The sequence below is a fragment of the Serratia grimesii genome, from assembly GCF_900186025.1.
In the GTDB taxonomy this organism is placed as follows: domain Bacteria; phylum Pseudomonadota; class Gammaproteobacteria; order Enterobacterales; family Enterobacteriaceae; genus Serratia; species Serratia grimesii.
Window position 1 is genome coordinate 2,838,063 of sequence record NZ_LT883155.1, and the last position, 11,503, is coordinate 2,849,565.

General features: G+C 51.3%; 13 protein-coding genes. 7 read left to right on the forward strand and 6 right to left on the reverse strand.

Annotation, left to right across the window (positions count from 1 at the left end; all coding sequences use genetic code 11):
* The first annotated feature begins 71 nt into the window (after positions 1–71).
* From SGBXF1_RS13340 to SGBXF1_RS13350, 3 genes are read left to right on the forward strand one after another with little or no spacing between them, the layout of a single operon-like run.
* Positions 72–971: a glycyl-radical enzyme activating protein gene (locus SGBXF1_RS13340; RefSeq protein ID WP_186426979.1), complete on the forward strand. Its 900-nt coding sequence runs from the start codon at positions 72–74 to the stop codon at positions 969–971.
* Between the two features lie 4 nt (positions 972–975).
* Positions 976–3,408 (forward strand): formate C-acetyltransferase/glycerol dehydratase family glycyl radical enzyme, encoded by a 2,433-nt coding sequence (locus SGBXF1_RS13345; RefSeq protein WP_186426980.1) that lies wholly within the window; start codon positions 976–978, stop codon positions 3,406–3,408.
* Between the two features lie 48 nt (positions 3,409–3,456).
* Positions 3,457–4,203 carry a DeoR/GlpR family DNA-binding transcription regulator gene (locus tag SGBXF1_RS13350; protein WP_037416012.1) on the forward strand — a complete coding sequence of 249 codons (747 nt, stop codon included), beginning with the start codon at positions 3,457–3,459 and terminating at the stop codon, positions 4,201–4,203.
* A 47-nt stretch (positions 4,204–4,250) separates the two neighbouring features.
* Here the strand turns inward: SGBXF1_RS13350 and araD are convergent, their stop codons facing one another.
* Positions 4,251–4,946, reverse strand: coding sequence for an L-ribulose-5-phosphate 4-epimerase (gene araD, locus SGBXF1_RS13355; RefSeq protein WP_186426981.1), 696 nt, complete (start codon positions 4,944–4,946; stop codon positions 4,251–4,253).
* 364 nt (positions 4,947–5,310) lie between these two features.
* On the opposite strand from araD, the gene osmB reads away from it, so the two are divergent.
* Entirely contained in the window at positions 5,311–5,529 is a 219-nt protein-coding gene (gene osmB / locus SGBXF1_RS13360) for an osmotically-inducible lipoprotein OsmB (RefSeq protein WP_004945176.1), read from the forward strand.
* Between the two features lie 204 nt (positions 5,530–5,733).
* Here osmB and yciH read toward each other — a convergent pair whose 3' ends face one another.
* The gene (gene yciH / locus SGBXF1_RS13365) at positions 5,734–6,060 is read right to left on the reverse strand and encodes a stress response translation initiation inhibitor YciH (protein ID WP_130380941.1); all 327 of its coding nucleotides are present in this window, start codon (positions 6,058–6,060) and stop codon (positions 5,734–5,736) included.
* 10 nt (positions 6,061–6,070) lie between these two features.
* The gene (gene pyrF / locus SGBXF1_RS13370; protein WP_061806381.1) at positions 6,071–6,799 is read right to left on the reverse strand and encodes an orotidine-5'-phosphate decarboxylase; all 729 of its coding nucleotides are present in this window, start codon (positions 6,797–6,799) and stop codon (positions 6,071–6,073) included.
* Between the two features lie 327 nt (positions 6,800–7,126).
* Here pyrF and bhsA point away from each other — a divergent pair, with 327 nt between their 5' ends.
* The gene (gene bhsA, locus SGBXF1_RS13375) at positions 7,127–7,387 is read left to right on the forward strand and encodes a multiple stress resistance protein BhsA (RefSeq protein ID WP_130380943.1); all 261 of its coding nucleotides are present in this window, start codon (positions 7,127–7,129) and stop codon (positions 7,385–7,387) included.
* Positions 7,388–7,557: 170 nt separating this feature from the next.
* On the forward strand, positions 7,558–7,854 hold the full coding sequence (locus SGBXF1_RS13380) for an Arc family DNA-binding protein (protein ID WP_130380945.1): 297 nt from the start codon (positions 7,558–7,560) through the stop codon (positions 7,852–7,854).
* A 55-nt stretch (positions 7,855–7,909) separates the two neighbouring features.
* On the opposite strand, the gene lapB is transcribed toward SGBXF1_RS13380, so the two are convergent.
* The 3 genes from lapB to pgpB form a co-directional block, all read right to left on the reverse strand.
* Entirely contained in the window at positions 7,910–9,079 is a 1,170-nt protein-coding gene (gene lapB / locus SGBXF1_RS13385) for a lipopolysaccharide assembly protein LapB (protein WP_037415793.1), read from the reverse strand.
* A gap of 6 nt (positions 9,080–9,085) precedes the next feature.
* Positions 9,086–9,388, reverse strand: coding sequence for a LapA family protein (locus tag SGBXF1_RS13390; RefSeq protein WP_037415796.1), 303 nt, complete (start codon positions 9,386–9,388; stop codon positions 9,086–9,088).
* Between the two features lie 471 nt (positions 9,389–9,859).
* Positions 9,860–10,624 (reverse strand): phosphatidylglycerophosphatase B, encoded by a 765-nt coding sequence (gene pgpB / locus SGBXF1_RS13395; RefSeq protein WP_037415800.1) that lies wholly within the window; start codon positions 10,622–10,624, stop codon positions 9,860–9,862.
* Positions 10,625–10,902: 278 nt separating this feature from the next.
* Here pgpB and ribA point away from each other — a divergent pair, with 278 nt between their 5' ends.
* Positions 10,903–11,496 carry a GTP cyclohydrolase II gene (gene ribA / locus SGBXF1_RS13400; protein WP_037416015.1) on the forward strand — a complete coding sequence of 198 codons (594 nt, stop codon included), beginning with the start codon at positions 10,903–10,905 and terminating at the stop codon, positions 11,494–11,496.
* Positions 11,497–11,503 lie beyond the last annotated feature (7 nt).

Below are 11,503 nucleotides of genomic sequence, written 5' to 3' on the forward strand. Positions count from 1 at the left end.
CGAAGTCAAATTAACTTTCATTCGAAACAATTTTAATGAAATAAGAAAAGCAACCGAATGACAGGTGACTCGTGATATTCAATCTGCAACGCTATTCCACCCACGATGGCCCAGGCATTCGCAGCGTGGTGTTTTTGAAGGGCTGTTCGCTGAGTTGCCGCTGGTGCCAAAACCCGGAAAGCCGTGCACGACAGGCAGACCTATTGTTCGACCCACGCCTGTGCCTTAGCGGGTGCATGCTGTGCAGCGATGATAACCCACAGGTAATCCAGCGAGTAAACGATGATTTAGTGATTCAACGCGAGCTGCTCAGTCACAAAGATTATGCCGCATTGGCTGCCCGTTGCCCAACCGGCGCACTCAGCCTGTGTGGTAGCGCGATAAATATCGACGATATCATGACCGAAGTGTTGCGCGACCGACCATTTTACCTGCGGACCGGCGGTGGCCTTACGCTGTCCGGCGGGGAACCTTTTATGCAACCGACAGTAGCGGCTGAACTACTGCGCCGCGGACGCGAAGCCGGTATCCATACCGCCGTGGAGTCCTGTCTACACACACCCTGGTCGCACATCGCCCCTTCGCTCCCCTGGCTTGACCTGATGCTTGCGGATTTGAAACATGTTGATGAACGACGCTTTAAACAGTGGACTGGCGGATCCGCCAAACGGGTGATGGACAATTTCCGCCGACTCGCCACCAGCGGTACCCGAACAACGGTGCGTGTACCGTTAATCCCGGACTTTAACGCCGATTACCGCTCGATTCGCGAGATTGTCGATTTTGCCGCCGATGAAGCCGGCGTCAAAGAAATTCATTTTTTGCCGTACCACACACTGGGCATCAACAAATACCACCTGCTCGGCGAACCCTATCACGCTGCCCGTACCCCGCTGGATGCGCCCGAACTGCTGGCCTATGCCGAGCAGTACGCCGAAGCCAAAGGGTTGACCGCTATTTTGCGAGGATAACATCATGACCACGCTGGACTTGACCACCCTGACCGAACGCACCCTGGCCCATAAGAACGCGCTGATCCATATCGTAAAGCCGCCCGTTTGTACTGAACGTGCACAGCACTACACCGAAGCCTATCAACAGCACCTGGATAAACCCTTGCCGGTACGTCGGGCTCTGGCATTAGCTAATCATCTGGCCAAACGCACCTTGCGCATTGACAATGATGAGCTGATTGTCGGCAACCAGGCCAGCGAATTACGCGCTGCGCCGATCTTCCCGGAATATACCGTCAGTTGGATCGAAGACGAGATTGACCAGTTAGCCGATCGTCCAGGTGCCGGTTTTTCCGTTAGCGAAGAGAACAAAGCCATACTGCACCAAATTTGCCCATGGTGGCGCGGCCAGACGGTACAGGACCGCTGTTATGGTATGTTCACTGATGAACAAAAAGCCTTGCTGGCCACGGGGATCATCAAAGCCGAAGGAAATATGACCTCGGGAGATGCCCATCTGGCGGTGAATTTCCCACTGCTGTTAGAGAAAGGCCTCGACGGGCTACGCGACAAGGTGGACGAACGTCGCAGCCGCCTTCATCTCACCGACTGGCAAGAGTTACAGCAGCAACAATTCCTGAAGGCTATCGACCTGACCCTGGAGGCACTGAGCGCCCATATCCTGCGCTTTGCCAAACTGGCCCGCAGCATGGCACTGGCAGAAAACCGTCACTGGCGGAGGGAGGAGCTGCTGACCATCGCGGCAAATTGCGAGTTAATCGCCCACCGCCCACCGCAGACCTTCTGGCAAGCTTTGCAGTTGTGCTACTTCATTCAGTTAACACTACAAATTGAATCCAACGGCCATTCGGTGTCCTTTGGCCGTCTCGATCAGTATCTGTACCCTTGGTATCGCCGCGATGTCGAGTTGGAGCAAACTCTGCCACGCGAGCGTGCGATTGAAATGCTGCACAGCTGCTGGCTGAAACTGCTGGAGATCAACAAGATCCGTTCTGGCTCGCACTCCAAAGCCTCGGCAGGCAGCCCGCTGTATCAGAACGTCACCATCGGTGGGCAACAACTTATCGACGGTGAGCCGTGTGATGCTGTTAATCCTTTGTCCTATACCATCCTGGAATCCTGCGGTCGGCTGCGTTCTACTCAGCCTAACCTCAGTGTGCGTTACCACGCGGGAATGAGCAGTGATTTTCTCGATGCTTGTGTGCAAGTGATTCGTTGCGGTTTCGGTATGCCGGCTTTCAACAATGATGAAATTGTTATTCCTGAATTTATCAAGTTAGGTGTAGAACCACAGGATGCCTATGACTACGCGGCGATAGGTTGCATCGAAACCGCCGTTGGCGGCAAATGGGGTTACCGCTGTACTGGGATGAGTTTTATCAACTTCGCCCGTGTGTTGCTGGCAGCGTTAGAACAGGGACGTGACGCCACCTCCGGCAAGATCTTCCTGCCGCAGGAATTGGCGTTGTCACAGGGTAACTTCAGCCATTTCGACCAGGTGCTGGGAGCCTGGGACAGCCAGATCCGCTACTACACCCGTAAGTCGATTGAAATTGAATGTGTGGTCGATAGCGTACTGGAAGAAAACGCGCACGATATCCTCTGTTCGGCACTGGTGGATGACTGTATCGAACGTGGCAAAAGCATTAAGCAAGGCGGTGCAAAATACGACTGGGTTTCAGGTTTGCAAGTCGGTATCGCTAACCTGGGCAATAGTCTGGCCGCGGTGCGCAAATTGGTGTTCGAGCAGGGCGTGATAGGTCAACAGCAATTGGCTGCGGCGCTGGAGAATGACTTTGAGGGACTTGGTGGCGAACAGCTACGTCAGCGACTGCTTAACGCCGCGCCAAAATATGGCAATGACGTGGATGAGGTTGACCAACTGTTGGTTCGTGCCTACCAGACCTACATTGACGAATTGAAGCAGTACCACAACACCCGTTTTGGTCGTGGCCCGATTGGCGGTACCTACTACGCCGGGACCTCATCCATATCGGCCAATGTGCCTTTTGGCGCAGCGACCCTGGCAACACCGGACGGACGCAAAGCACATACGCCGCTGGCGGAAGGTGCCAGTCCGGCTTCGGGTACCGATCATCTGGGCCCTACCGCCGTGTTCAATTCGCTGTCCAAATTACCCACCGCATCTATCCTTGGCGGCGTACTGCTGAACCAGAAACTCAACCCTGCGACACTGGAAAATCCACGCGATCGTGAAAAGTTGATGTTGATGCTGCGCACCTTCTTTGAGGCGTACCAAGGTTGGCACGTTCAGTACAACATCGTGTCACGGGAAACCTTGCTTGAAGCGAAGCAACATCCTGACCAGTATCGTGATTTAGTGGTCCGCGTTGCTGGATATTCCGCTTTCTTTACCGCATTATCCCCTGACGCACAGGATGATATTATTGCGCGAACAGAACATACTATTTAAACAATAAATATTAGCGGCTGCACATTGGTGGCCGCACATCAGGTTGATATGAATTCAAGACAACAGACAATATTGCAATTGGTTAACGATCGCCGACGTATCAGCGTCAGCGATTTGGCCGCTGCCACCCAGGTATCAGAAGTGACGATTCGTCAGGATCTGAATCTGCTGGAAAAGCGCAGCTATTTGAAGCGGGTACACGGCTCCGCATTGGCATTGGAAAGTGACGACGTCGACGCACGTATGATGTCCAACTTTACGCTCAAACAAAAGTTGGCGCAGTATGCTGCTTCGCTGGTGAACGACGATGAAACCATCTTTATCGAAAGCGGCAGTACCAACGCGCTGCTGGCTCGCTATATCGCCGAGCGTAAACGCATCACGCTGATCACCGTCAGTCATTATATCGCCAATCTGCTGAAAGAAACCGACTGCGAAGTGATCGTGCTGGGTGGTTTGTATCAGAAAAAGAGCGAAACTGTGGTCGGCCCATTGACCCGCCAATGCATTCAACAAGTTCATTTCAGTAAAGCGTTTATCGGCATCGACGGTTACCACGCAGAGACCGGATTTACGGGCCGCGATATGATGCGTGCCGATGTGGTCAACGCGGTGTTGGCTAAAGGCGTTGAGAATATTGTCCTGACAGACTCCTCTAAGTTTGGTCAAATCCAACCCAACCCATTGGCACAGCAGGGTACGGTTCATCGAGTGATCACCGACTCGCGGTTGGCCCTGGAGTATCAGCATCAGTTGAAACGTCAGGGAATACGCTTGGAAATGGTGAACGATTAGCCGTTTAAACAGACAGTGAGGGCCACCGTTCGGTGCCCTCCTCAATATCACTGGCCGTAGTAGGCGTTTTTACCGTGCTTGCGCAGGTAATGCTTGTCCAGCAGCGTTTGCTGCATGTTCGTCAGGCCCGGCATCAGTTGGCGTGAAAAAATCCCCATATAGGCAATCTCTTCGAGTACCACCGCGTTATGCACCGCATTTTCCGCGTCTCTCCCCCAGGTAAAAGGGCCATGCGAATGAACCAATACCGCCGGGACATTGGCCGGATCCAACTGACGATCGCCAAAAGTTTCGACAATTACCCTACCAGTCTCCCATTCATAGCGACCGTTGATCTCTGTATCCCGCATTTGTCGGGTACAGGGAATGTCACCGTAAAAATAATCCGCATGTGTAGTGCCCCAAGCAGGAATATCCAAACCAGCCTGTGCCCAAATAGTGGCATGACGCGAATGGGTGTGCACAATCCCACCAGCTGATCCAAACTCAAGGTAAAGCACGCGGTGCGTGTCGCTATCCGATGACGGTTTTTTATCTCCCTCAACCACTTTCCCGCTTTCCAGTTCTACCACCACCATGTCGTCACGGGTCATCGCCGCATATTCCACGCCAGAGGGTTTGATCACCATCAGCCCCTCCCGACGATCAACAGCACTGACATTACCCCAGGTAAATGTCACCAGATGATGGCGTGGCAGTGCCTGGTTGGCTTCTAATACCTGCTGCTTGAGTTCGTTAAGCATTGGTCTTTCCCGGTTAAACCTGTTGGGAATATTGTCGGCAGGCTGGTCTTGAGAGGGTATGGCGTAAATTGCTAAAGACCACGCAGGCTTCTGCTGGAAATTGAGATCTGCGAGAGAAAGGGTGAGTTGCCGGTACATGGCGAGAGAATGTACTTTAAGACTATTTACCTGTTTATCGCTTACCAGAAGCTTATAGTGAATATGGGCAGAGGTTGCACAGTTGGCCTTTTAATTATTCTGCCTTTAACAAAAAATGCCATTTTTTATGTCGATACTCTATGGGAGCCAATAGCAGGCCGAATCCGGGGTTAATGCCTATACTTAAACGGCACTCCCATATAGCCAATGCTAAGGAGAAGTCATTATGATGATTATCAATAAACGTTTCGCCACCGCCGCGTTGGCGCTTACGCTAGCGTTTTCACTCAGCGCTTGTTCCAACATGTCCAAACGTGACCGTAACACCGCTATTGGTGCCGGTGCGGGGGCAGTAGGTGGTGCAGTGTTGACCGATGGTAGCGCACTGGGTACGCTCGGCGGGGCCGCCGTTGGGGGGATAATTGGTCATCAGGTAGGCAAATAAACTGACTGACCGTATACAAATACCTCTGCCGACAGGCTGGCAAAAGCATTTTTGCTTTGACGTATTAGCCATAATAAAGATTATTTCAGGTCTGTTTTACCTTCAGTCGATGGCATCTTACCATCAACGGGTTAGCGCCCGGCAGCAGTACCCTAAAGCCATGCCGCAGTGTGATATCGCGGCATGGCAGTTCGCCAGATGCGATTAACCGCCTGCCAGCTTGACCTTCATCCCTTTGGCTTCCAGCAACTGCTTTAGCAAATCGCGCTTATCGCCTTGGATTTCGATGACACCATCCTTGACTGCCCCACCGCAACCGCATTTCTTCTTCAGCTCTGCTGCCAATTTATCCAAGGCTGCATCGTCCAAATCCACACCCGAGATCAGGCAAACACCTTTGCCTTTGCGCCCGCTGGTCTGACGCTGAATACGCACGATACCGTCGCCCTTATCGCGCTGCGGTTTAACTTCTTCCTGTTTGATACGTCCACTGTCGGTGGAATAGACCAACCGGCTGTTACCATCACTCATTATCTGTTCCTCAAGCCAGTGAAGCGCGAATGGCGCTCAATGTGGCGGCAGGATCGGCTGATTGGGTGATCGGGCGCCCAATCACCATGTAGTCAACACCAGCCGCCTGTGCCTGTACCGGCGTCATGATGCGACGTTGATCGCCCGCAGCACTGCCCTCCGGGCGGATACCTGGCGTCACCAATTGGAACTGTTGGCCACAGGCCGCTTTCAGGCGCTCAGCCTCATGTGCTGAACACACTACGCCATCCAATCCACAATCACGGGTCAGGCGCGCCAGTCGTTCCGCCTGCTCGGCTGGTGAGAGATCGATACCGATAGCCTGCAGATCTTCCGCTTCCATACTGGTAAGCACGGTAACTGCAATCAACAACGGAGCCTGGGCACCATAAGGTAGCAACGCTTCTTTCGCAGCAGTCATCATACGTGCACCGCCGCTGGCATGGACATTTACCATCCATACCCCCAACTCGGCGGCTGCCGCTACCGCATGGGCAGTGGTATTGGGAATATCGTGGAATTTCAAATCCAGGAATACCTCAAATCCACGGTCGTGCAAGTCGCGTACGACTCTCGGCCCAAACAGAGTGAACATTTCTTTGCCAACTTTTAACCGGCAGTCTCGTGGATCAATACGGTCGGCAAATGCCAGCGCAGCATCAATATCTGCGTAGTCCAGTGCTACGATAATCGGAGATGATTTTAAGTCATTGTTATTAATGTTATTTTCAGACTTCATTTCTTCTACCTTCTGTAAAATGGACGTAAATAGGCAACAACCTACCAAACTGACGCCGCATTCTACATGTCAGTTGACATAAATCCCAGCCGCAGTGCGCTCTGCCGTTAAGTAATGTTAGTCGTTGCTTCGTCATCAAGCGTCAATATAACCCCGCCGTCTTTAACTGAGCTGGTGTAAACCGCCGTAAAGATGCGTAAATTGTTAATCATATATTTTGAACAAGATACTCAGCATTATCAGATTTTAAATCCGCACAGATGCTTTATTATTCAACACATCGGAAGCGAAAGCCTTCCAAACTAAATAAACAGACTGGAGTCTATTATGAAAAGCATCAAATATTTTGCAGCAGCCACAGCTATCGCTATGACCTCTTTCGCCACCCTGGCAGCAGAGCCGATTGATATGCAGCAGGCAACCAGCCTGACCGCTTCCGGTGTTGTCTCTGCTGGCCATGCTACGACGCTGAGCAGCCTGGAAGCCAAGCTAGCCGCTAAAGCCGACGCGCAGGGTGCAAGCAGCTACCGCATCATTTCTGCCGGCGGTAATAACATGCTGAGTGGCACCGCAGTTATCTATAAATAAGCACTTCAGTATGGGGCCCGGTCTACCGGGCTCTACCGCTTTTCCCCTTCAATATCGCGCGTTATTTCCTCGCTGTAATGTTACAGAAATATTAAATTTTTATTACACACTAGACTCTCACTCATGACTGGCTTAGCTTGAAGGCAATCTTCCCGCATAAAGGCTTCAAAATGAGCGAGATATCTACACTAACGATTAAAATCCCTCTGGAACTCAAAGAAAAAATTCGTGCCATTGCCGCCGATAACCAACTTTCTTTGAGCGCTGAGGTTTGTCAACGCCTTGAAAACAGCTTCGACTTACCGGCTAAAACAGAAAAAGCCGCGAAGAAATCGACGGAGTTGCATCATGGTGAAATCGATAATCAGGGGATTGAAGAGGAAATCGAACAGCCTCTGAACCAGAAAGAATTGAAAAAACTGCGTCAGTTACTGAAAGGTGGCGTGAAAGCCAGCAAGAAAAAATAAAGCTGTACCAGCACAATAAAAAACGGGGCTAAATAGCCCCGTTTTTTATTGTGCGTTATTGTCCATCCAGCCCACGAATGGGCTTAACCGATGACCAGGCTCGGCATGACGGGCAATGCCAATACAGAGAATGCGCAGTAAAGCCACACTTATGGCAGCGATAACGCGGCTTGGTCCGTATTTGTTCCCCCACCATATCACGCAACAACAACAGACTCTCTTTCGCGCGGCCGTCTTCGGCATCCGCCAGGTGATAATCCATCAAACGGTAAAATACCCGCATCGTCGGATGGCGCTGTAACTGGCGGTTAATATACACCTGCACCACATCACGCCCTTCATGCTGTTCAATAATCTCTGCCAGCATTAATTCAGCAGTGGCACCGGTATTTTCTTCAACACACCGTTTGAGGAAGTCAGCCCAGTCCTGTTGTTGTTCCAGGTGCTGGTAACACTCATGCAGCATCGGTAGCGTTTCGCTCACCAGCTCTTTATCTTGATTCAACACCCGCTGTAACGACTCTACCGCTTTGGCATATTCGCCCTGCGCCATATAAATGCGGCCAACCATAATCGATACGCGAGCACACTGTTTGTCAGCCGAGGCTGCCCGCTTCAGCAAGCCCATCGCTTTATCGAGATCGTCACTTCCCATCGCTTGCAACGCCAGTTCACAATAGAAATGTGCTATTTCGATACGCTGTTTGTCTTTCCCCAACTTGACCAGCTTTTCAGCCACGTCAATGGCTTTTAACCAGTCACTGGTTGCCTGATGGATCACCAACAGTTGCTGTAACGCCGAAAGCCGGAAATCTTCTTCGCCGATTAACTGGCCAAACATGTCCTCGGCACGGTCATACATCCCGGCAGCCATATAATCGCGGCCCAGTTGCTGTACCGCTAGCAGGCGTTGTTCGAAGGTCAGGGATGCGCTTTCCATCAACGCTTGATGGATGCGGATAGCACGGTCTACTTCACCGCGTGAACGGAACAGGTTACCCAGCGTCAGGTGTGCTTCAACGGTGTTACTGTCCTCTTTCAACATATCAAGGAACAGATCAACCGCTTTATCTTGCTGGTTGGAGAGCAAGAAGTTAACCCCGGCCACATACTCACGCGACAGACGGTTGGCTTCCTGTTGTTTATCCTGTTGAGCACTTCTGCGCCCCATGTACCAACCGTACGCGGCAGCCACGGGCAGCAACAGAAACAGCAGCTCTAACATAGAAGATTATTCCTTGCTGACAACGGACTGAGCTGCCGGCTCAGCGGGTTGTTCAAGCTGCAATTCCAGCCTTTTGATTTTGCGATCGGCCCGCCCCAGTGCAATACGGGTGCGTAGATAGAACAGGCCACAAATGACCCAGCCGAGAACAAAACCAGCGCCAAACAACGTCGCCAACAGGGTCGATACGCGATAGTCGCCCTGCGCAACCAGATAGTTAAAACTCACAACCTGATCGTTATGCGCGCCCAACGTGACAGAAATCACGAAAATCACCAGAACCAACAAAAAAATCAGCAAATATTTCACATTCTTTCCCGCGATGCCGAGTTAATCGGATGAACTCTACCCTATAGCTTTCAAGTTGGTCGCTCTAACGCGTCCTTGCGCTCGCGGCATTTGTACATTCCTGTACAGCATAGCCAGGCGACCAGCTCGCTCATCTCCAGGCACTTACTCAAGTAAGCAACGGGGGTGAGCGAGTGCAGATAACAACGCTGCGGCTTGAAAGATGACGGGTATATGCCAATGCGTGGCGTCCCTAACCATTAAGTTAGCATTTCCCATCGTGGCAGGGAAACCCTGCGGCACGATAAAACCACATATCTGCTGGCATATTCGACAGTAAACGACGCTCCCGAACAAATTAATGAGAAAGCTTCTCAAAATAATGGATTAATAAGGATATGGGGACATTTATACGAATTGCAATGAAGGTATGTGTAAGTGGTGAATGCGGCGTCATTACAACACCGCATTATGTGACATGGTCACTTATGATTATTTTGCCGCGGTTCTTTCCGCGATTTCATGTTGCTCTTGCGGTGGCGGGGTCAAAGGACCAAACCAGCGCTGCGCCAACCAACACGCTATCGTCACCAACAGCCAACTGATCAAGGTCGCTACCACCAAATCACGCGGCCAATGCATACCCAGCAGTAAACGGCTGCCCATGACGCCCGTTGCCCACAGCATTAATACCGCCACGGTCTTATAGTGCCGACGTGGCCACAACAGCCCTACGCCCAGCAGCGCCCAACTGGCGGCAAACATCGTATGCCCCGAAGGGAATGCAAAGCCTGTCTCAAATTGCCAATGCTCACGCAACCATACCGGCACCAGTGTTTGGTCCTGTAACTGCTCTTTCACCAACCCACTCCGCTCTTTGCGGTTGAGCGAGTAAAAATACTTCTCGTCAATATGATGAGTCGACTCCAACCACAATACAAAGGGTCGCGGCTCCTGAACCCGATCTTTGATAATGGACTTAACACCCTGTCCGATCAAAATAGACGCACTCAGCAAAACCAGCAGGCCAATGGCGGGCTTGATGCGAAAACGCAAACACCACAAGAACCAGGCACCGAGGATAATGCTGGTAAGAATGCCCCATGGCGACGTGACCGTTTCTGTCATCCAGTACAGGCCTTTCAATAGCCGTCCGTCACCGCCCGGCTGCCATTGCCAACCGGAAAACCATACTGCCAATGGCATCAGCAACAATATTATCGCCCCTGCTGCCGTACGTTTTGCTATCTCAAACATTCCAATCGCCCTTTGTTTAAGCCAATTGGCAGTGTAACAATCTTGCAATATCGATAACACTCGAAAAATTAAACAGATAAAAAACCTATTGCAATAATAGTTGGCTGAAAACGTTGGATGCTGATTTGCTGAGCACCTCAGGGCAAGAAGTTATGGCAAAATAGCCGATAATTAACGAAATGCCGATCGTCGTTTCGCATTTTAATACTGGTCAGTTCACTGTACCGGACGTAGGATGCGCAACCATGATTGAATCGGAAGTATTTGTGGAGAGCAACATGCAGCTTAAACGGGTGGCAGAGGCCAAATTGCCAACACCTTGGGGCGATTTCCTGATGGTAGGATTCGAAGAACTGGCTACCGGGCACGATCACCTGGCGCTCGTGTTCGGGGATATTTCTGGCACAACGCCGGTACTCTCACGCGTACATTCTGAGTGTCTGACCGGTGATGCATTATTCAGCTTGCGCTGTGACTGTGGTTTTCAACTGGAAGCCGCACTGGAACATATTGCGGAAGAAGGTCGCGGTATACTGCTCTACCACCGTCAGGAAGGTCGCAATATCGGGTTGCTGAATAAAATCCGGGCTTACGCTTTGCAAGATAAGGGCGCTGATACCGTAGAAGCCAACCACCAGTTGGGCTTTGCTGCGGATGAGCGTGATTTCACTCTTTGTGCAGACATGTTCAAACTGCTGGGTGTGGATGAGGTCCGTTTACTGACAAACAACCCGAAAAAGGTTGAGATCTTGACTGAAGCCGGTATCAACATCACCGAACGTGTTCCGTTGATCGTTGGCCGTAACCCGAAGAACGAACGTTACCTGGCCACCAAGGCTGAAAAAATGGGCCATTTACTGGACCAAAAGTAATTTCCTC